Annotated in this window: 18 protein-coding genes; 14 read left to right on the top strand and 4 right to left on the bottom strand. The window is 30.6% G+C overall.

Features of this window, described 5'->3' with window-relative positions; genetic code table 11:
* Nucleotides 1-60 precede the first annotated feature (60 nt).
* The gene (locus RRF68_RS02885) at nt 61-672 is read right to left on the bottom strand and encodes a DEAD/DEAH box helicase (RefSeq protein ID WP_218772515.1); all 612 of its coding nucleotides are present in this window, start codon (nt 670-672) and stop codon (nt 61-63) included.
* An 843-nt stretch (nt 673-1,515) separates the two neighbouring features.
* On the opposite strand from RRF68_RS02885, the gene RRF68_RS02890 reads away from it, so the two are divergent.
* Nucleotides 1,516-2,139: a MarC family protein gene (locus RRF68_RS02890; RefSeq protein WP_218772513.1), complete on the top strand. Its 624-nt coding sequence runs from the start codon at nt 1,516-1,518 to the stop codon at nt 2,137-2,139.
* Nucleotides 2,140-2,240: 101 nt separating this feature from the next.
* The gene (locus RRF68_RS02895) at nt 2,241-2,840 is read left to right on the top strand and encodes a DUF6642 family protein (protein ID WP_315944934.1); all 600 of its coding nucleotides are present in this window, start codon (nt 2,241-2,243) and stop codon (nt 2,838-2,840) included.
* 241 nt (nt 2,841-3,081) lie between these two features.
* On the opposite strand, the gene RRF68_RS02900 is transcribed toward RRF68_RS02895, so the two are convergent.
* Complete coding sequence (locus RRF68_RS02900; RefSeq protein ID WP_315944935.1) at nt 3,082-3,927, bottom strand: AraC family transcriptional regulator; 846 nt, start codon at nt 3,925-3,927, stop codon at nt 3,082-3,084.
* A 143-nt stretch (nt 3,928-4,070) separates the two neighbouring features.
* Between RRF68_RS02900 and RRF68_RS02905 the strand changes: the two genes are divergently transcribed.
* From RRF68_RS02905 to RRF68_RS02960, 12 genes are all read left to right on the top strand, one after another.
* Nucleotides 4,071-5,027 carry a dihydrodipicolinate synthase family protein gene (locus RRF68_RS02905; RefSeq protein WP_315944936.1) on the top strand — a complete coding sequence of 319 codons (957 nt, stop codon included), beginning with the start codon at nt 4,071-4,073 and terminating at the stop codon, nt 5,025-5,027.
* A gap of 195 nt (nt 5,028-5,222) precedes the next feature.
* Nucleotides 5,223-6,800, top strand: a complete 1,578-nt coding sequence (locus tag RRF68_RS02910) for an aldehyde dehydrogenase (NADP(+)) (protein ID WP_315944937.1) — start codon at nt 5,223-5,225, stop codon at nt 6,798-6,800.
* A gap of 3 nt (nt 6,801-6,803) precedes the next feature.
* Nucleotides 6,804-7,814, top strand: coding sequence for a 4-hydroxyproline epimerase (locus RRF68_RS02915; protein WP_315944938.1), 1,011 nt, complete (start codon nt 6,804-6,806; stop codon nt 7,812-7,814).
* 1 nt (nt 7,815) lies between these two features.
* Nucleotides 7,816-9,063, top strand: a complete 1,248-nt coding sequence (locus RRF68_RS02920) for an NAD(P)/FAD-dependent oxidoreductase (RefSeq protein ID WP_315944939.1) — start codon at nt 7,816-7,818, stop codon at nt 9,061-9,063.
* Nucleotides 9,064-9,578: 515 nt separating this feature from the next.
* Nucleotides 9,579-10,139 (top strand): hypothetical protein, encoded by a 561-nt coding sequence (locus RRF68_RS02925; protein ID WP_315944940.1) that lies wholly within the window; start codon nt 9,579-9,581, stop codon nt 10,137-10,139.
* A gap of 29 nt (nt 10,140-10,168) precedes the next feature.
* Complete coding sequence (locus RRF68_RS02930; protein ID WP_315944941.1) at nt 10,169-10,474, top strand: AraC family transcriptional regulator; 306 nt, start codon at nt 10,169-10,171, stop codon at nt 10,472-10,474.
* Nucleotides 10,475-10,734: 260 nt separating this feature from the next.
* Nucleotides 10,735-11,703 (top strand): efflux RND transporter periplasmic adaptor subunit, encoded by a 969-nt coding sequence (locus RRF68_RS02935; protein WP_315944942.1) that lies wholly within the window; start codon nt 10,735-10,737, stop codon nt 11,701-11,703.
* A gap of 25 nt (nt 11,704-11,728) precedes the next feature.
* The gene (locus tag RRF68_RS02940) at nt 11,729-14,929 is read left to right on the top strand and encodes an efflux RND transporter permease subunit (protein ID WP_315944943.1); all 3,201 of its coding nucleotides are present in this window, start codon (nt 11,729-11,731) and stop codon (nt 14,927-14,929) included.
* Between the two features lie 91 nt (nt 14,930-15,020).
* Nucleotides 15,021-16,298: a TolC family protein gene (locus tag RRF68_RS02945; protein WP_315944944.1), complete on the top strand. Its 1,278-nt coding sequence runs from the start codon at nt 15,021-15,023 to the stop codon at nt 16,296-16,298.
* Nucleotides 16,299-16,310: 12 nt separating this feature from the next.
* On the top strand, nt 16,311-16,910 hold the full coding sequence (locus tag RRF68_RS02950; RefSeq protein WP_315944945.1) for a TetR/AcrR family transcriptional regulator: 600 nt from the start codon (nt 16,311-16,313) through the stop codon (nt 16,908-16,910).
* Between the two features lie 905 nt (nt 16,911-17,815).
* On the top strand, nt 17,816-19,018 hold the full coding sequence (locus RRF68_RS02955) for a multidrug effflux MFS transporter (protein WP_315944946.1): 1,203 nt from the start codon (nt 17,816-17,818) through the stop codon (nt 19,016-19,018).
* 5 nt (nt 19,019-19,023) lie between these two features.
* Entirely contained in the window at nt 19,024-19,719 is a 696-nt protein-coding gene (locus RRF68_RS02960) for a pseudouridine synthase (RefSeq protein WP_315944947.1), read from the top strand.
* On the opposite strand, the gene RRF68_RS02965 is transcribed toward RRF68_RS02960, so the two are convergent.
* A complete protein-coding gene (locus RRF68_RS02965; RefSeq protein ID WP_315944948.1) occupies nt 19,716-20,258 on the bottom strand; it encodes a PepSY-associated TM helix domain-containing protein in 543 nt (180 codons plus the stop codon). The two genes, RRF68_RS02960 and RRF68_RS02965, sit on opposite strands and share 4 nt — an antisense overlap.
* 110 nt (nt 20,259-20,368) lie before the next feature.
* A complete protein-coding gene (locus tag RRF68_RS02970; RefSeq protein ID WP_218772498.1) occupies nt 20,369-20,848 on the bottom strand; it encodes an Lrp/AsnC family transcriptional regulator in 480 nt (159 codons plus the stop codon).
* Nucleotides 20,849-20,854: the final 6 nt, after the last annotated feature.

Raw genomic sequence — 20,854 nt, forward strand, 5'->3', positions numbered from 1 at the left:
TAAAATTAAATTTTTTAATAGTTGTTTCTGTTACTTTAATATACTTAAAACTAAAGATTTTTATATCGAAACTGTCTTAGCATATTGCATAAAATAAGATTCTAAACGCTTTAGAATAGGAGGCATTTTTTCTGAATAAATTACAAACTGACATTTATTTACACTCTGAGTAATTGACATAAGAGTTGTGTAAGAAGCGTTATTAACTAAAAAATCAGCATCATGTATGTTAAATATTTTTAATTGCGAAGTGCTTAACCCCTCTAATAAAAGTAATTTATTTACAATTTTAGGAGTAGCAATTAGCACATCAATCCCTTCAAATATTTCTGATTTTAATACATCAATATGTAACTTCTCGTCACCTAAATACACTCGAAATTCATGATATCTAGTGTATTTTAAAAAAGCGTTGTATACTTCAGTTGCCTTTTCGTTATTTTCTACTAAAACTATTGCTCTTGGTGCAGTACCAATGGCTTCAAATTTTAACTTATGTAATGTTGTTAATATCAGTGTTGTTGTTTTTCCGCTACCTTCTGGAGCAGTACAATAAGTATTTGCACCACTTTTTATTACAGGAATACTCGCTTTTTGAAAAGGAGTAGGAGTTGTTATTTCAAGAGATTCTAATTTCTCTTTTATATCAGATTGTAATTTTTTAAAAGGCATAGGAAATAAAAAGGATAACTAGTTTGGTTAGTGTTTTTAATAACCGCAAATATACAATTAAATAAATGTGAATATATTTTCAAAGAAATATAATTTAAGGGTTAAAAACTGTACAATAGTAGTAAATCAATTAAGAAATATCATTATAGCACTTTTTATATTAATTTCATTTTATTAAGTTTATTTTAAATATATCTTTTACTCATAATATTCTTATTTTTACTTGAAAATTATCAATACTTACAAGTTATTTAATTAAAATACCAAGAATTTCTTTTCGAAATTCGTTATAATGCTTTTTCTTATCAATTAAATGAGGCAATTTGACACTTTTCCATTTTCTTCCAATCAATTCCATTGTAACAATTTTCGGGCAAAAAGATATTTCATCATTAATTTTAATCTTTGATCTTTTTTCAAACAACTCTCTTCTGTCCATTTCTGTAATAATTATTATTGTAAAGTTATTCTACATTAATTTAGTTATCAACCATATATAATATTGATAATAAGTGATTTTAAAAACAGTTTCACATCAAATTTGTTATATTTATAGCGTCCATAATTTTGATAAAACTATATCATATTCAGATTTGTTTTTAGGGTACATCTCATAATTAAAGTATACTAAAACTGCAGTATCATATTCACCCGAAGAAATAAAGAACTAATACTTAAGTACACTTTAGTACTTAATAATATGAGTATATCTTTATATTAAAAAGAGCTTTATTAATTCTAATTTAGGATATATTTAAAACTTATAACTATTCAAAAAAAAGTAAAAATACTTTGGTAGAATAGAAGTAAATCAAGTTCTTGCAACATTAAAATTGACAATTCATGGACAATATAATTACGTTTTCAATTACCGTATTTACGGCCTTTTTTGCGATGACAAATCCAATATCTAACATGACCGTTTTTTTGTCTTTAACGCAAGGAGCGGACAAGAAAACAAAATTAGATATTAATAAAAGGGCTAATATAACGGCATTTATTATTGTAACGGTATTTATTCTTTTAGGTAAATATATTTTTGAATTATTTAATATTAGTATTCCTGCATTTAAAATAACGGGAGGTATTTTAATATTTTTTATTGGTTTTGATATGCTACAATCAAAGCAATCTAATGTAAAAACCATTGACAATATTGATATAGATGAAAACATAGCTGTTTCACCACTTGCAATACCCATTTTAGCAGGACCAGGAACTATTGTAACGGCAATGAATTTTGTATCTAAAGCAGAATCTTTACAATTATTTCTAGTAATTGCTATTTTTGGATTTATGAGCTTATTAACTTATTTTACTTTTAAATTAAGTGACTTAATCGTTAAAGTAGTGGGTAATAATGTTATTTCTGTAATAGGTAAAATAATGGGATTAATAATAGCTATTATTGGAACCGGAATGATTATACAAGGAATAAAATTATCTTTTGATTTAATTTCAAAATAGATTACAACAAATAGATTACTTTGTAACTTTATAAAATCGTTTTAAAAACAAAAAAGTTATACTAATTTTGTACTTTATTTATCTTTTATAAAAATTGAAATTTGTTAAAGAAAAACCAACAATTATCCCAAGAAAAATTTACAGAAGGAGATTATTTTGTATACTGTTTGGAAGGTGTTGACAATATAGAAACCAAAAAAATTACGGAAGCTCAAAAAAATATAGAGCAATTGACTTTACAATACGGAATAGCTAGTATTTATAAAACATGCGATACCATTGAAAGTTTAGAAGCTAGCTTAAATACATTAGTTTTAGATGATCATAATTTTAAAGATTATGAAGTAATTTACATGGTAATGAAAGGAGAAGAAAATAGTATTTGTTTAAATAACTATTATTATAGCCTACAAGAAATTGCAGAAATTTTTGAAGGAAGATTAAAAGGAAAAATTCTACATTTTTCAAATGCTAAGGTTTTAAACTTAGATGAAGAAGAAGCTCAATATTTTTTAGATATCACAGGCGCAAGAGGTATTTCTGGTTATGGCAATGAGTTTAATGGTGTTTCTAGTTCAAACTTAGATAAAGTTTTTTTTAACTTATTTCAAGAAGATGATAATATGTTAGATGTTGTAGAAGAATTACATCAAAAACATTACAGAGCATGTAAATTACTTGATTTTAGGTTATATTATTAAAATAAATATTATGTGATTTACATTTATCAGATTACATAAAACTTGTACTGTAATATTTTGTTTCTTCTCTAATATTTCTCTATTCAATTAATGCAACACTCTTTTCTGAAAGGGAATAGGAGGTGTGTGGAATGTAAATTTAAGCCAGTAACTTATTCAATTCTGGTAGAACCAAAAAAATCACTTATAATTATATTATCATTCATGTCAAATATCAATTAAAAAATAATAGTATAATACATTAAAGGTTAGTATTCCTAAACGTGTTAGGGGTCATGTGTTTTATCATTTTAAATTGTCTGTTAAAGTTAGAAATGTTATTAAATCCAGATTTAAAAGCAATGTCGTTAATCGATAAATCCTTGTTAGTACTTAATAATTTACAAGCATTTTCAATCCGTAGTTCAATTAAAAAACGAACAAACGTTTTATTTGTTCGTTTTTTAAAATATTTGCAAAACGCATTTTTTGTCATATTCGCAACGCTTGCAATATCATCTAAAGTTATATTTTGACACGCGTTTTCTAATGTAAAATCAAATACATTTCGCATCCTTTTTCCTTCAATATCAGAATATTTTTTATCGTATACAAACATTGAAAGAGGAGCTGATTTTGCATTAGAAAAAATTTTCAGCACCTCTAAAAACAAGATAAAACGTTCTAATTTAGAAGCATCTTTTAGTTTTATAAAGTTTTTTATAATTTCATTTTTATGTGTTTTAATTACTAAACCTTGTAAAGTTTTAGATAAAAATTTTTTTATCTCTGCTAGTTCATTTAATTCAAAAAAAGAATCACCAAATGAAGATGTTGTAAAAAAAATACTCAACATTTTAGAGGTGTCTTCAGTATTCTTATCACTTTTAAATGCATGTGGTAAATTACTTCCAATAATAAAAATATCATTTTCAAAATAGCTAGAAACTTTATCACCAACTAATAAAGTACCTTTTCCTCTTTCAATAAAACTAATCTGAATTTCATCATGTTGATGTAATTTATCATAAAAAACAACCTCTATATCTTCTTGATAAATTAAGAAACTATTTTCTGGTTTTGGAATTTTAAATGGTAAAACTTTCATTTTAAATATTTTATTTTAATTTAAAATTACTCAATAATACAAAAATATGTACTATTAAGGATAATATAGTATCTAAAGTGGGTAATTTAATCTTATTTTAGTATTTGTTAACTCTTTAATTTTACAACATTAAAAATGGAATTATGAGTATACAATGGAACGGCGTAATGCCTGCTGTGTTTACATGGTTGAAAGAATCAAAATCTGGTTCTCTTGAAATTGACCTTGATGCAACGCAAAAACAGGCGGCAGGTATTTTAAAAACTCAAGGAAAGGGCGGAAGTAGAATGAGCGGACTTGTCGGTTCTGGAACTCTGGGTGAGAATAGTTACCTTAGCACGAAGCAGCGTCTTTGCTTACTTAAATCTCTTTCTGAGGTTGCTAAAGAATATCATGTCCCGTTGATTAGTGGAGCAGCAGCAGAAACTAAGGAAGAACTTGCTAAAATTGTTGAAGGACTTTCAACAGTTGGAGTTGATACAGTTATGGTTATGCCACCAAAAACTAAGGCGGTTCCTTCTGAAAAAGAAATGTATGAGTACTATGCACTTTCTGAAGCAACTGCAAAAGATGTAGGCGTAACAATTATGCCTTATAACAATCCTGATGCAGCTGGTTATCATGCGCTCTCAACAGAACTTCTTAAAAAAATTTCTGTTCTTCCTAAGGTAACTGCTCTTAAAATATCTACTATAGATGTTTCCATTATTGAAACCCTAATGTTAGAGAACAAAGGTTTAAAAATTTTAGCTGGAGTAGACACATTAACTGTATATGCAGGTCTTGCTGGAGCAAGTGGTGGCATTACAGGTGTAGGTACTATATTCCCAAAAGCAAGTGTAACAATGCAGGAGTATGTTTTAAATGGAGAATGGACTGAGGCATACAAAATTTCTCAGGCTTTAAATCCATTATCGTATCTAGATGCACAGCCACTGCTTATGGAGTATCTTAAGCTTGCTATGGGAATTCATCATAATGATATTGCTGGAGGGCTTCGTACTTTTGGTAAGAAATTAACGCAACAGCAAATTGATGATGTCCGTGTAAGATATATTCTGGCAAAAGAAAGACTTGAAGTTCTGGATTTAGTAGGTTAAGATTTTTAAATATTCAAAAAAGAGAAAACTTTGTTTTTAAAGAAGCTAGAATATAGATATTTTAAAACGTTTACATATTCAGAGATGATTATGACAAAAATTTTCATCTAAAGCTATTATTGATAAAATACCTAGAATCAAAAAAGTAGTTTATAAATCAATAAAAATGAAAAAATATTTAAAAAATAAGTAAAAATGATATCAGGAAAAAACTTTATTGGCAATCAATTATCTGCCAACGGAACCAAAACATACAAAACCTTTAATCCGGAATTAAATATAGAGAATGCTACTGTTTTTACAGAAGCAACAGCTCAAGAAATTGATGACGCCGTAAATTTAGCAGCAAAAGCTTTTAAAGAACTTAGAACTGTTTCTGGAATTAAAAAAGCCGAATTTTTAAACGCAATTGCAGAGGAAATTTTAGCCTTAGACGATGTCTTAATAAAAACGTATTGCTTAGAATCAGGTTTGCCAGAAGGAAGAGCAAAAGGAGAAAGAGGAAGAACAATTGGACAATTACGAAGTTTTGCAAATTTAGTAGCAGAAGGATCTTGGGTTGAAGCAACCATAGATACCGCACTACCTAATAGAAAGCCAATACCAAAACCCGATATTAGAAAAATGTTAATTCCTTTAGGTCCTGTTGTCGTTTTTGGCGCAAGTAATTTTCCTTTAGCCTATTCTACAGCAGGAGGAGACACAGCAGCAGCTTTAGCCTCAGGTTGCCCAGTAATTGTAAAATCGCATCCAATGCATGCTGGCACAGGAGAGTTGGTAGCTTCTGCTATTGTTAAAGCAGCTAAAAAAACAGGAATGCCAAATGGTGTTTTTTCTAACTTAAATTCTAGTGGAATAGAAGTTGGACAACAATTAGTGGCACACCCAAAAGTAAAAGCTGTTGGTTTTACAGGAAGCATCAACGGAGGTAGAGCCTTACTAGATTTAGCTTCAAAAAGAACAGAACCAATTCCTGTTTTTGCAGAAATGGGAAGTATCAATCCTGTTATAATTTTACCAGAAGCACTAAAAAACAGACAAGCAGACATTGCTAAAACATATGCTAGTTCTATTACCTTAGGAACAGGTCAATTTTGTACAAATCCTGGATTATTATTAGGTATTAAAAGCGATGATTTAACAGGCTTTATAAATAATGTCTCGGAAGAGATTACTAAAATAAATCCGTCGTGTATGTTGCATCCAAATATTAAAAAAGGATACATAAGTAATAAAGAAAAAGTAGTGTCGCAAGATAACGTTACCGTAACAGCAAACTATACATCAGAGGTTCAAAATAATTATGCAGCACAAACTATTGTTACTGTCGATGGAAAAACATTTTTAGAAAACTCAGCATTACATTTAGAAGTTTTCGGACCTTTTTCTATGATTGTTCAATGTAAAAACGTAGAAGAATTAGAAGTGATTATTACTAGTTTAGAAGGGCAATTAACAGGAACTGTAATTTCCGATGAAAATGAAGTTGCTAACTATCCAGCAGTAATTGCTGCACTACAAAATAGAGTAGGACGTATTATTTTTAATAGCGTTCCAACAGGAGTAGAGGTTTGCGAATCTATGGTTCATGGAGGTCCTTATCCTGCATCTACAGATAGTAGATTTACAGCAGTGGGTGTTGGTTCTATAAAACGTTGGGTACGTCCGTTTAGTTATCAAGATTGGCCAAATGATTTATTGCCAAATGAATTAAAAAACGATAATCCTTCTAATATTTTTAGAGTTATAGATGGATTAAGAGCAAAAAAATAAGAAATGAGTAAGCACACATTTGTTTGTATAGATGCTCATACTTGCGGAAACCCTGTTAGGGTTATAAAAAGTGGAGGCCCAAAATTAATTGGAAATACCATAAGCGAAAAACGACTTTATTTTTTAAAAGAATTCGATTGGATAAGAAAGGGACTAATGTTTGAGCCTCGAGGACATGATATGATGAGTGGTAGCATCCTGTATCCACCAGATAGTTCAGACAATGACTTTGCTATTTTATTTATTGAAACGTCAGGCTACTTACCAATGTGTGGACATGGTACAATTGGTACTATTACAGTTGCAATTGAAGAGGGTTTAATACAACCTAAAATTCCAGGAAAAATTAAAATGGAAGCACCTGCAGGTTTAGTAGAAATTGAATACAAGCAAGTAAACAATAAGGTTGAATGGGTAAAACTTACTAATGTAAAAAGTTATTTAGCTGCTCAAGAGCTAACAATAAATTGTCCAGAGTTAGGAAATATTACGTTTGATGTTGCTTATGGCGGGAATTATTATGCCATAGTAGATCCTCAGGAAAACTTCTCTGGTGTTCATGATTTTACAGCGTCAAAGATTATTCAATATTCTCAAATAGTACGTGATAGAATTAACGAAAAATATCCTAATCAATTTGTGCATCCAGAAAATAAAACTATAAAAAATGTAACACATATGCTGTGGACGGGTAACCCTATAGACCCAACATCATCAGGAAGAAATGCTGTTTTTTATGGAGATAAAGCTATAGATAGAAGCCCTTGTGGAACTGGTACTTCTGCAAGGTTAGCACAATTGTATGCCAAAGGAAAATTAAGACTAGGAGAAGCATTTATACACGAAAGCTTTATTGGCAGTAAATTTATAGGCCGTGTTGATAAAGAAACCATTTTAGATAATAAATTAGCCATAATACCAAGCATTCAAGGCTGGGCAAAAGTTTTTGGGCACAATACAATTACCATCGACGATCAAGATGATCCTTATGCACATGGTTTCCAAGTAATTTAATATGAAAAAAAACGTCATAATAATTGGTGGAGGAATAATAGGTTTAAGTACAGCTTATTATCTTTTAGAAGAAGGCCATCAAGTAACTATAATTGATAAATCTAATTTCTCTAGCGGTGCATCCTATGTTAATGCTGGTTATATAACGCCTAGCCATTTTATTCCGTTAGCAGCTCCAGGAATGATTAATAAAGGAATTAAGTGGATGCTTAATCCAACGAGTCCTTTTTATATAAAGCCTCGTTTAAATGTAAATTTTTTTAAATGGACTTGGGCGTTTAAAAAATCTGCTACTGCGTCTAAAGTAAAAAAAGCAATTCCCGTAATTAAAGCTATTAATATTTTAAGTAGAGATTTATACGAAGACATTAAAGCATCTAACACATTTAATTTTCACTATGAACGTAAAGGTTTATTAATGTGCTATCAATCAGATAAAGTTGGTGAAGCAGAATGGGAGATTGGTAAACGCGGAATTGAAGAAGGTTTAGGTGTTAAAAATTTAACAAAAAAAGAAGTTGATGTTCTAGAGCCAAATGCAAACCTAAATATTAAAGGCGCTATTTATTTTGATTCGGATGCACATATGACTCCGACAGATTTTATGCCTGAAATGATAAAGTATTTAAAGATAAAAGGGGTTATATTTTTTGCTGATGAACACGTAAAAGATATTGAAGTAATAAACGGAAAAGTTTCAAAAATAATAACAAACAAACAAGAATTAAAAGCTGATGAAGTTGTTTTAGCAGCAGGAAGTTGGAGCCCTTTATTGACTAAAAAACTGGGATTACAAATTCCAATACAAGCTGGAAAAGGATACAGAATTAATGTAAACAGAGAAACAGGAATTACAATTCCCGCAATACTATGCGAAGCAAAAGTAGCAGTTACACCAATGCAAGGATTTACACGTTTTGCTGGCACGATGGAAATCGCAGGAATCAATCATAATATTAATCCAATTAGGGTGCAAACTATTGCCAATGCAGCTAAGAATTATTATAACAATTTGAATATTTCTGAAGAAGAAAAAGAGTCTGCAACTTGTGGATTAAGGCCATGCTCTCCAGATGGTTTACCTTATATTGGTAAATCTTCTAAATGTAATAATTTAACAATTGCAACAGGACATTCGATGATGGGTTGGAGTTTGGGGCCAGCAACAGGGAAGTTAGTTTCCGAAATAATTTCAGAAAAAAAGACTACTTTAGATTTAAGCCCATTTAATCCTGATAGAAAATTTTAATATGAGTATTGACTTAAAAATGTTTATTTGGTTTAAAAATTCTTAAAAAGCAATCGAGCGTTTGCGAGCGGCAATTTTACATAATGTCTAATTATAGCTACAATTGTTTTATAAACGCTGCGATGCAAACCACTTATTAGTTTAATGACCCATGTTCCAATTATTCTTATGAAAACAAATGTTTCTGGGATATTTTAAATTATACTACATTATAGCTATCAAATGGATAAATCATAAATACTAAACAATACACCTGTACTATAATGTTCCGTGTTATGTAACTTGAGCTTTGGTTAAAAGCGAAAGTTATTGCTACAGTTTCTTCAAAAAATTTATTCTAAAAATTTTCTTCTACAATGTTAATGGAGCACTTTTTATGCGACGACGTAGGAGGGAAGCATAATATGTGTATAATGGATTTATTTTTAATTAAAGTCAATTTTAGTTCCTAATTATTATAAAAACAAACCTAAAATATATGGTATATTTGAAGTGTTATAATTACTATTATTCTATTGAAAGAAACCTCTATAATAAACCATACCATAAGTGAGCTTATTGAAATCCTTGGAGATTCGGATCAAGGTGATGGTTTACATGTGCATATTTCTCAAAATAGATTCGAAAAAATTCCAATTAGCTATCCTTTTAGAACAGATAGTTATTGCTTGTTTCTGCTAGTTTCAGGTAGTTTAACCTTACAACTTAACTTAATTACTCATACACTTAAAAAAAACGAAGTTATGGTTGCAAAGCCACAAGTGGTAGCACATATTCGTGAAATGAGTCCAGAAATAAGTATAATTTCTGTAAGTTTTACAGTAGATTTTATTCTAAGTAACGGATTCAAAAAAGAAGATCACGATGCTTTTGAGTTTTTTACAGGAAACAATATTCCTAAATTAAAATTATCTGATGAAGAAATGGATTCAGCAGTATTTTTATCAAAAATTTTAGAGCGAAACCAACGCTTTTCATTAGAAAAAAAGCCTATAAAGAAGAGTTGTTACAATCTTCTTTTAAATTATTATTATACCATTATGCTTCTATTTACAAAAGAGAATTCCCTGATTTAGAGGCTAGTTTGTCCAGGCAAGAAGATTTAATGATTCGCTTTTTAGACCTTTTAAATGAAAATTTTAAGAGTGAAAGAAGCGTTCAATTTTATGCAGATGTACTTTGTATTACATCGGGTTATTTATCTAAAGTATTAAAAGAAGTTTCAGGTAAAACAGCCAATCAATTAATAGATGAAGCTGTAATTTTAGAAGCTAAATTATTACTAAATAATCCCATTTTAAGTATTTCTGAAATAGCAGAAAATCTACAATTTAGCGATCAATCTTTCTTTGGTAAATTCTTCAAAAAACATACAGGTTTATCTCCAACCGCTTTCCGAAAAGCACACTAAATAGTCATCATTTTAATAACGTTTTTAGACTAAAAATATTCTTAATTAGTTCTATAAACTACAGAATTCTTTTCTTTTTAGAATTATTCTATTTTAAAAATAACTGTTTTAGACCAATTTGTTCATTTTATAGACCTTTTGTAATAGCGCTTTTAGAAGCAATTTTGCAGTGTAAAAATAACTAAACAAAAATTACACAAATAAAGGATACCTATGAAACATTTAATTACTGCAACTGTTCTTGTTCTAATATTAGCAAGTTGTTCCAGCGAAAAAAAGAAACTAAAACAAACGAAGCCATTCAAAAAGCAACTGTTTTAGAGATAAAAACCACCTCAGAAAACGAAATACTAAATTATAGCGGAACTATTGAAGCAGACAACATTGTTTCTATAGGTTTTGCAGTTCAAGGACGTGTGTCTCATGTTGCTGTAGAAGAAGGTCAACGTGTTAAAAAAGGACAATTATTAGCATCTATAGATGCAACTACGTACCAAAATGCCTTTTACATTGCTGAAGCAAGTTTAGAACAAGACAATGATAATTTTAACAGATTAAACGGTCTATATAAAAAAGGAAGCTTACCAGAACGCGATTTTATTACCGCAAAAGTAGCTGTTGCGCAAGCAAAAGCGAATAAAAGTATGGCTGGTAAAAACTTGTCAGACACTAAATTATATGCACCTTTTACAGGTATAATTACCGCTAAAATTACAGAAGTTGGCGCAACTGCTGCACCAAGTATTCCTGCGTTTACCTTAATGAAAACAGATAAAGTATATGCTAAAGCATCTATAACAGAGTCTGAAATTTCTAAACTTAAAATTGGTACGGAAGCAACCATTTCTATTGCATCATTAAACAAATCTTTCCCAGGGAAAATAGATATTTTAAATCCTAGTGCAGATGCGCTTACTAGAACATTTAATGTAAAAGTTCGCTTAGATAATACGAATAATGAATTGCTACCAGGAATGATAAGCACTATCGAAATCAACACAGGAAATCCTGTGGAAGTTATTACAATCCCTTCGGTTTCTGTGATTAGAGATGCTAATGATATTCTTTATGTATTTGTTGCTAAAAACGGAAAAGCAATCAAAAAAAGAGTGGAAGTTGGAGGTTTTAAAAACAATGATATTATCGTGACTTCAGGGTTAAAAGTAGGTGACAAAGTGCTTGTTGAAGGACAAAAAAATGTAAAAGAAGGACAAGCGATTGCCATCTAATTCTAACTGAAAAGATATTTAAGAAATGAAAAAAGTGAAAATAAATTTCATAGAGGCTTCTATGAAATATCATCAGGTAACACTTGTGCTTACTGCAATTCTTATGATTTTAGGAATTTACTCGCTAGCAACAATGGCACGTAGTGAAGATCCTCAAATTACAGTACGTAAGGGATTAGTTATTGCAGCATTTCCTGGTGCAGACGAGTTACAAGTAGAACGACAATTAACAGACCCATTAGAACAATATTTGTTTGGTTTTGAAGAGATTAGAAAAGCAAAAACATTTTCGGACACTTCTGAAGGTCAAGTGGTTATTACAGTTGAGTTAAACGAAAACGTTAAAAACACCGATGAGTTTTGGTCTACACTACAACGCGGATTAATGACCACATTTCCGCAAAGTTTTGCCACACCAAAAGGCATGGTTGGACCAATAGTGAATAGTGATTTTGGAGATGTTGTATCGCAAATGATTACTGTTTCGGCTCCAAATAGAAGTTATGCTGAGCTTGAAACATACTTGGATAAGTTAGAAGATGGATTGAAAACCATTCCGGAAACATCTAAAATTAAAAGATATGGCGGACAAAAAGAACAGATCTATGTCACTGTTAAAGATGAAAAATTAAGACAATATGGTTTTGATTTTTCAAGTATTGCGCAAGTGATTCAGATGCAAAACAATACAGATTATGCAGGCGGAATTACCTTAGAAAATTCAGAAGTATCCGTTTTTGCAAAAAATCAATATAAAAATGTTACCGATTTAGGTAATCAAATTGTGTACAGTACACCAGAAGGAAAAATTGTACGATTAAAAGATGTTGCAAATATTGAACGTCGTTATGAAGAAACAACAAGTTTTATAAAAGTTGGAGACGATAAAGTAACCATGATTGCAATAGAAATGCAACCAGGAAACAATATTGTACAATTTGGAGAAAAAGTAGAAGTTGCTTTACATAATATAGAACAAGAATTACCAGACGATGTCCATGTACAAACCATCGTGAATCAGCCAGAAGTTGTACAAGAAAGTATTAGTCACTTTATGTTAGAATTCGCTATCGCTATTCTAGCTGTAATTATGGTTGTTATTATTTTACTTCCATTTCGTTTTGCAATAGTATCTGCTGTTGCTGCTCCTGTGTCTATTTTTATCACGTTTGGTGTTTTAAACATGATGGGAATTGAAATTCATCAAGTAACGCTTGCTGCCTTAATTATTGTACTTGGTATGGTGGTAGATGATGCCATTGTGGTAGTAGATAATTACGTTGAAAAACTAGATGAAGGTGAAGACCCTTGGACTGCTGGTTGGCAAAGTGCAACGCAGTTAATGGTTCCTGTTTTTACAGCGACTATGGCTATTATTTGCTCGTTTTTACCATTGGCATTTTTCTTAAACGGAATAACCAAAGAATTTATTCAAGCTTTACCAGTTGCTGTAGCAGTAGCTTTATTTGCGTCCTTACTAGTAGCACTTTTACTAACACCTTATTTATGTTATATCTTCATTAAAAAGGGTTTAAAGAAAGATTCAAGAGAAGAGGAAAAGAAAAAAGATAGCATGCTAGATCGTTTACAAAATGTATTCAATAGTATGTTAGATCGTTGTTTTAAAAGTCCAAATTTAACAATGGTAATTGGTCTTCTTTCTATTTTCTTAGGTTTCGGAGTCGCTTCACAATTAGAGCAAGAATTATTTCCTATAGCAGAAAGAAATCAATTTAATATTGAAGTTTGGTTGCCAAATGGCGGAAGTTTAGAACAAACCGAAGCAGTTGTACAACGTGTAGAAGCAGCAATTGAAGGAGAAGATAGAGTAGTAGGTGTGGCCAGTTTTGTAGGTACAAGTTCACCACGTTTTCATTCTACCTACGCGCCAGAATTTCCGCGTAAAAACTTTGCTCAAATTTTTATTACCACAACAGGTAAAGATGCAACAACCGAATTGGCTCAGGAATATCTAAAGAAATTCAAAAACTTTGTACCAGATGGTTATATAAGAATTCGTCAGCTATCTTTAAATGAAGCACCTGCATCTGTTGAAGTTAGAATTGTTGGAGAAGATATGAATGTGCAAAAAGAAGTTGCTGTAAAAATTGAAGACATTCTTAGAAATACGGAAGGTACAAACTGGATAAGAACAACCTACCAAGATGATTATTTAGGAGCAACAGTAGCATTAAAAGATGATGTTGCCAATAGGTTAGGTGTGACTAATACCAACGTGTCGCAAACTTTAGGCGCTGGATTAAAAGGGTTTCCTGTAAGCACCATTTATGAAGGTGATAAACCTATTGATATTTTATTGCGATATGATGAAAATGATAGAAAAAACTTAGATGAATTAGGAAGTTTAAACATTTCTACCGCATTAGGAACCAAAGTACCTTTAAGAGAAGTCGCAACTATTTCTCCAGAATGGCATACAGGAATTATTGCACATAGAAATGGGTTACGTACACTTACCGTAAGATCAGAAGCGCAAATGGGAATTAAAGCAGCTACTATTCAAGCAGAAATTATGCCTCAAATAGAAGCTTTAAATCTTCCTGATGGCATCAGTATTAATTATGGAGGAGAATTTGAAAGTATTAATGAAACTGGTCCTGGAATGGGAGCATCAATGGGAATTAGCATCATGCTTATCTTTTTAGTGTTGTTATTTCAGTTTAAAAACTTTGTAAAAGTATTAATCGTTTTAGCAACGTTTCCGTTGAGTTTATTAGGTGCATTTTTAGGATTATACCTTACAGGAAACCCTTTCGGATTTACAGCATTTATGGGAATTATTAGTTTGATTGGTATTGTAGTTAGAAACGGAATTATACTAGTGGATTATGCAGATGAATTGATTCTAGAACATGGTTATAACAAATTAGAAGCAGCAAAAGCAGCAGGAAAAAGACGTATGCGTCCTATTTTCTTAACCTCTTGCGCAGCAGCAATTGGAGTAGTACCAATGATTGCAGGAAAATCTCCACTTTGGGCTCCTTTAGGTAGTGTTTTAGCTGTTGGTTTATTAGTTTCTATGGTCATGACCTTATTTATTGTACCTATTCTGTATTACAAATTTGTGAAAATTGAAGCAGTTAAAGAAGTGCATCCACATCCAAATGCCCAAACTTTTGAACCTATTCTTTACAAACCAAAGAAAAGCAGAACAACTAGAAAAATAGACATCCTAAAACACAAATTAAAAAAACGATTAAAATAACAAAACTATACGCTACTGCTTCCACTGATTAATAGCAATGGATTCCCTAAACGAGAAGTGGTAGCACTATAGTTATTTTATAATTAACATAATGAAAACATATAAATTTATATTGTCCTTTGCGTTTGTTTTGGCTTTCACTTTGCAAAGCATTCAAGCTCAAGAGCAGATTTTGACTTTAGAACAAGCTAAAACCTTGGCTAAAACCAATAATAAAAACACAAAACGAGCAACACAAAATATAGAAGCAGCAAAGGCAGCAAAAGCATCTGCTTATGCATCTGATAAACCCTTTATAGATGGAAGCGTAATGGGTATTCATGTTGGTGAACCATTAAGTGTATTATTACCAGAAAATCAAGCCTCTGCATCTTTAGGTGTTACCCAAGTTATTTATGCTGGAGGAAAAATAAACACAGCTAAAAAAATGAGTGCTACAGCTGTAGATTTATACAGTTCCCAAAAGGAATTAACCGAAGCAGAAGTTATTTTAGACGTAGAAACCACCTATTGGCAAATTATTAATGTTACCTCTAAAGTAGATTTAGCAACCAAATACCAAGCACTTTTAACGGCTTTATTACAAGATTTAACCAACGCTTTTGATGCTGGATTAATTTATAAAAACGATGTGCTTCAAGTGCAAGTACAACTCAATCAAGCAGCATTAGATTTAATAACAGCAAACGATAATCTATCCATTTTAAAATTGAGAATGGCACAGTTAATTGGTCTTGAAAATTCCAATTTTGAAGTGAGAGATACTACAGATGATAACCCTATTCTAACAGATAAAGTAAACGCAAATGAAGCTGTAGCAAAACGACCAGAAATTAAAATGCTACATAATGCTGTGGAAATTGAAAGCTTACAAGCCAAAGTGTTAGAAGCAGATAGAAAACCAACAATTTCATTTAACGTTAGCGGATTATATGCTGCAGGAGATCAAATTAACTTTACAGATGCAAGTAACGATTTCACTTCTTACTATGGCATGTTAAACGTTAATATTCCAGTATTTGATTGGGGAAGTAGAAAGCAAAAAGTAAAAGAGCAAAATTTTAAAACTGAAGCTAAAAAATTAGAATTAGAAGACACGCAAGAGTTAATTTTAATTCAAATAGAAAACGCGTATTTAGAATTACAACAAGCCATTAAGCGTGTAGAAATCACGAAAAAATCTTTGGAACAAGCCGATGAAAACTTACGCTTACATCAAGATCGATTTGATGCAGGAACCGTTGTAGGTAAAGATGTTTTAGAAGCACAAGTGCTTTGGCAACAAGCCTATTCTGAGGTTATTGATGCAAAGGCATTACAGCTAATAAGTCAAGCAAACTATAAAAAAGCTATTGGTGAAATAAAATAAAACGATTTTATAATGCAAGTAAAAAATCACATTTTAAAAGTGTCTCAAGAGTTGTTTTTTAGCTTTGGTATTCAAAATATCAGTATGGATGATATTGCGAATAAGTGCGGGGTGTCTAAAAAAACCATTTACAAGCATTACAAAAACAAGAGTGATTTATTAAATCAGACTATTAAATTACAAGTGGAAGAATTAATAGCAATTATAAAAAAAACGAGTGCGTCATCTCGCAATGCTTTAGAAGAGCTGCACTCGTTTTTTAAATATGTAAATGGGATATCCTTTTTAATTTCTCCAGTTTATGGTCGCGAATTAAAAAAATACTACCCGAATAAGTACATGGAGATATTTAGTTATAAAGACGATATTATTATTCCTTTTATATATCGTAATATTCAAAAAGGTATATCGGAAGGCCTTTATAAAAAGGAGATTAACAATCAAGAAATCTGCTCATCTTTCAACAATATTTCTAAAATTATTTTTACTTCAGATTTGTCCTTTGATGCGCAAACTAATAAAAATGCCGTTTGTTTTTTAAATTCACTGTTTATGCATAGAATCGTTTCTATACAAGGCTTGGAAGTTTTAAATCAGTTGCAAACAGTTTAAGCTTATAGTTCAATATTCTCTACATATTAAATATCTAATAAATTATTGATAAAACGAGTTTTTACCCAGATGATGCGTTGTAAAATGGCCTCAGAAAATTTTGGTAAAACAATAAGGTGAAGTGAGCGTCCATATTTTAGGCTATACAAATGGAATTATCCTGTGGATGATTGAATTTGGATACAACTCTTAACTAAAACCTCGTTTCAAATCGTATTTGCCTAAAAATGTACACTGTACATTTTCTTAACGCCAAATAGTCTAAAATATAGCGAATAAGCCGTAAATTGTTTCCAAAAGTTTATGCAGCCTTGAATTTTTGTTTCTTTTGTTTCAAGACAAAAGATAATGAAAAAAAGAAAAAAAGATTAATTGAAATTCTACATATAACAAGTGTATAGAAATTTTTAAGCAAGGAATTGAGCAAGGGAAAATTTTATACTCTTGTGGCAATCCACGAGAATCTCGTAAAATTTTTTATAACGTACATTTTATCGAATACGCGATTTTTAATAAGAGCAAAAAGGTTAGCTTTTATTTTGGCGTTGGCAAGCGATGGATAATTGTGTGTAAAATAAATTGCCAGAGCAATTTGATTTTATAAAACAATCGAGCGCTTGGTAGCGGCTATTTTACATAACAACAAATTATAGATACAAATGTTTTAAAAACTCTGCGAAGCAAACCGCTTATTTGTTTAATGACCCAAGTTCCAATTATTCTTATGAAAACGAATGCTTCTGGGATATTTTACATAATACTACATTATAGCTATCAAATAGAAACAACTGCTTAAACAACACAATGAACATTTGTACTATAATTAATATTATGTTAAATAGATTATTTTATAATAAAGATATATTAAATATTACTACTCAAAATAAACATCCTATTTTTGCCGAATGCAAAAACATAAAAAATCTAGATTAGAGTTTATTGGTTTAATGGCAGCCTTAATGTCATTAGTAGCATTATCTATTGATGCATTATTACCTGCTTTAGAGCAAATAGGAATTAGTATTAATATACCACAAAACTCAGACGATAATCAGTTACTGGTAACCATGATTTTTTTAGGATTGGGTTTTGGCCAGTTAATTTCGGGACCAATCTCAGATAGTTTAGGAAGAAAACCTGTAATATATTTTGGTTTCATCGTTTTTGTTATTGCTAGCTTTATATGTATCAGCGCTACAAGTATAGAAATGATGGTTTTTGGTAGAATATTACAAGGTATTGGTTTATCTGCTCCGAGAACAATTAGTATTGCTATGGTAAGAGATAGTTTTGAAGGTAATTATATGGCCAAAATAATGTCTTTTATAGTGGTTATTTTCATCCTAGTTCCTGTTGTAGCGCCTGCTATTGGTAAGTTGATGTTAGATGCTTACGGTTGGAAATTTATATTTTATAGTCAATTAATATATGGCTTTATTGTTATGATTTGGTTATGGAAGCGCCAGCCAGAAACATTAAAAAAAGAAAACAGAACAACCTTGTCTTTTAGTCTTTTTATTGAAGGAACAAAGGAATTTTTAAAACATAAACAAGCCGTTGTATTTACCTTAATATCTGGGTTTATAACAGGTTCTTTTATGGTGTATTTAAGTGCTTCACAACGTATTTTTCAAGTACAATATGATTTAGCAAATGAATTTCCATACATATTTGCAGGTTTAGCTATTTCGGTAGGATTTGCAACTTTTTTAAACGGAACTTTTGTAATGAAGTTCGGAATGTTAAAATTAATTTCTACTTTTTTAATTGTTTTTACTTTAATTCCAATTATTTATATCGTCTTATTTTATGGAAAAGAAAATCCTAGTATTACTGTATTAATACCTTTTTTTGCCATACAGTTTTTCTCTATCGGTTTTCTCTTCGGAAATTTAAGAGCTTTAGCAATGCAACCTGTTGGTCATATTGCAGGTGTTGGAGCTGCAATAAACGGATTCGTATCTACAATTATGGCAGTTCCTATTGCTACCCTTATTGGAAAATATGTCGAAACCACTACCCTGCCTTTGTTTGTAGGTTTTTTAATTTGCGGAATTTTATCGTTATTATTATTGAACTTTACGAAGTTAAAAATTACAAATAATTAAACTTTATGAGCCTTACTATTCTTTTTGAAGACGATTATGTACTTTGTGTTGCCAAACCTAATAATGTAGTTGTACATCATGCGCATCATTCTAGAAATGTTTCTGATGAAGATTCTTTATTGCAATTATTATTTAATCAATTCGGTCATAAATTTTATCCGATACATCGATTAGATAGAAAAACTTCAGGAATCATTTTATTAGCTAAAGAAACCAAACATGTTTCTAAGTTTCAGGAGTTATTTACAAATAACGAGATTCAAAAAACATATTACGGAATTGTAAGAGGGCATTCTCCAGAAAGTAAAGTGATTGATTCTCCTGTAAAAGGAAGAGATTCTGACGTTTATAAAGAGGCAGAAACACATTTAAAAACGGTTACGAATGTAATTGTAGATATTCCTGTAAAACCTTACGATAGTTCTCGATATAGCTTAGTAGAGATGAAACCTACCACAGGAAGATTACATCAGTTGCGTATTCATATGAATAAAATTAGCCATCCACTTATTGGTGATCCGAAATATGGTGACAAGAATCATAATGTAATGTTTATTGATAATTTTAACTGTGAAAACTTATTCTTACATGCCTATTCCTTAGAGTTTATACACCCTTTTTCTAACAAAAAACAACTAATAAAGGCTGATTTACCAAATGACTGGAATATCGTTTTTAAACGTTTTAATTGGAGTATTTAAGAAAACAGTATTAAAAATAATAGTGGAAAAATCATACCTAATAGCGCTAGCTTCCACCCTCTTTTAGAAAATCCGTTTTTACCTGCAAGGATTAAAATACCAGTAATAGCGATTAATAACATTGCTGCACCAAAAATATCAGAATACCATATCCAAAAATTATTTGTCGATTTATGTAAATACATAGCATGACCAATTATTGGCACTTTTCGTTTAAATTCTAAACTACCAATACCAGATTTCATATCAACATCTAAAATGGTATTATTCTTATAATATACTCTAAGTATATTATCTCTTACTCTATGACCATCATATTTTAAATTAAAATCTTTAGTAGCATCTATAAGAAACTCTTTGGTTATATTTTTAGAATCTTTTGGCAAAGTAATAGCTACTTCTTTGTTTTCGTAGGTATAATCCATCGGATACCAATCTCCTCTATGGTTTAATATAATTCCCGAAAAAGAAAAAGCGATAATTAAACCTACATAAAAATAGGCAAAGTCTCTATGTAAACTACGATTTGTTACTTTCATTAAATTGATTTTAAAAAAAAACAAATATATCAGAATTAACTTTAAATAATATTTATAAACAAAAAAAGGTTGACAATTATGTCAACCTTTTTAATTTAATATGTAAGTTTTTAAATTTCCTGAAAAATAGCGTGCATTAAACGTTTCTTGTCATTAATGCTTTCTTCTAAAGAAATCATAGTTTCTGTTCGGTTTACTCCACTAATATCATCTATTTTATAAATAATGTCTTTTGCATCATTAGTGCTTTTAGCTCTTACTTTACAAAAAATATTGTATTTACCAGCAGTAACATAAGCAACAGTTACGTTTGGTATTAAACGCAAACTATCTAAAACATGCTGAGTCATAGATGTTTTTTCTAAATATACACCTACATGAGCTATAAAAGTATATCCCATTTTATCGTAGTTCAAAGTTAGTGTTGAACCTTGAATAATACCTTCATCTTCCATCTTTTTAACACGCACGTGAATAGTACCAGCTGATACTAATAACTTTTTTGCAATGTCGGTAAAAGGAGTACGCGCATTTTCAATTAAAATATCTAAAATTTGATGATCAATCTCATCTAATACAAACTTTTTCATTTTTCT

Origin of the sequence: Tenacibaculum sp. HL-MS23, from assembly GCF_032463465.1 — a bacterium.
Lineage (GTDB): Bacteria > Bacteroidota > Bacteroidia > Flavobacteriales > Flavobacteriaceae > Polaribacter > Polaribacter bernardetii.

Bases quoted from the DNA above. Each gene is read 5' to 3' on its own strand.
- RRF68_RS02885 (WP_218772515.1), bottom strand. From the start codon at position 672: ATGCCTTTTAAAAAATTACAATCTGATATAAAAGAGAAATTAGAATCT.
- RRF68_RS02890 (WP_218772513.1), top strand. From the start codon at position 1,516: ATGGACAATATAATTACGTTTTCAATTACCGTATTTACGGCCTTTTTT.
- RRF68_RS02900 (WP_315944935.1), bottom strand. From the start codon at position 3,927: ATGAAAGTTTTACCATTTAAAATTCCAAAACCAGAAAATAGTTTCTTA.
- RRF68_RS02905 (WP_315944936.1), top strand. From the start codon at position 4,071: ATGAGTATACAATGGAACGGCGTAATGCCTGCTGTGTTTACATGGTTG.
- RRF68_RS02910 (WP_315944937.1), top strand. From the start codon at position 5,223: ATGATATCAGGAAAAAACTTTATTGGCAATCAATTATCTGCCAACGGA.
- RRF68_RS02915 (WP_315944938.1), top strand. From the start codon at position 6,804: ATGAGTAAGCACACATTTGTTTGTATAGATGCTCATACTTGCGGAAAC.
- RRF68_RS02920 (WP_315944939.1), top strand. From the start codon at position 7,816: ATGAAAAAAAACGTCATAATAATTGGTGGAGGAATAATAGGTTTAAGT.
- RRF68_RS02930 (WP_315944941.1), top strand. From the start codon at position 10,169: ATGATTCGCTTTTTAGACCTTTTAAATGAAAATTTTAAGAGTGAAAGA.
- RRF68_RS02940 (WP_315944943.1), top strand. From the start codon at position 11,729: ATGAAAAAAGTGAAAATAAATTTCATAGAGGCTTCTATGAAATATCAT.
- RRF68_RS02945 (WP_315944944.1), top strand. From the start codon at position 15,021: ATGAAAACATATAAATTTATATTGTCCTTTGCGTTTGTTTTGGCTTTC.
- RRF68_RS02950 (WP_315944945.1), top strand. From the start codon at position 16,311: ATGCAAGTAAAAAATCACATTTTAAAAGTGTCTCAAGAGTTGTTTTTT.
- RRF68_RS02955 (WP_315944946.1), top strand. From the start codon at position 17,816: ATGCAAAAACATAAAAAATCTAGATTAGAGTTTATTGGTTTAATGGCA.
- RRF68_RS02960 (WP_315944947.1), top strand. From the start codon at position 19,024: ATGAGCCTTACTATTCTTTTTGAAGACGATTATGTACTTTGTGTTGCC.
- RRF68_RS02965 (WP_315944948.1), bottom strand. From the start codon at position 20,258: ATGAAAGTAACAAATCGTAGTTTACATAGAGACTTTGCCTATTTTTAT.
- RRF68_RS02970 (WP_218772498.1), bottom strand. From the start codon at position 20,848: ATGAAAAAGTTTGTATTAGATGAGATTGATCATCAAATTTTAGATATT.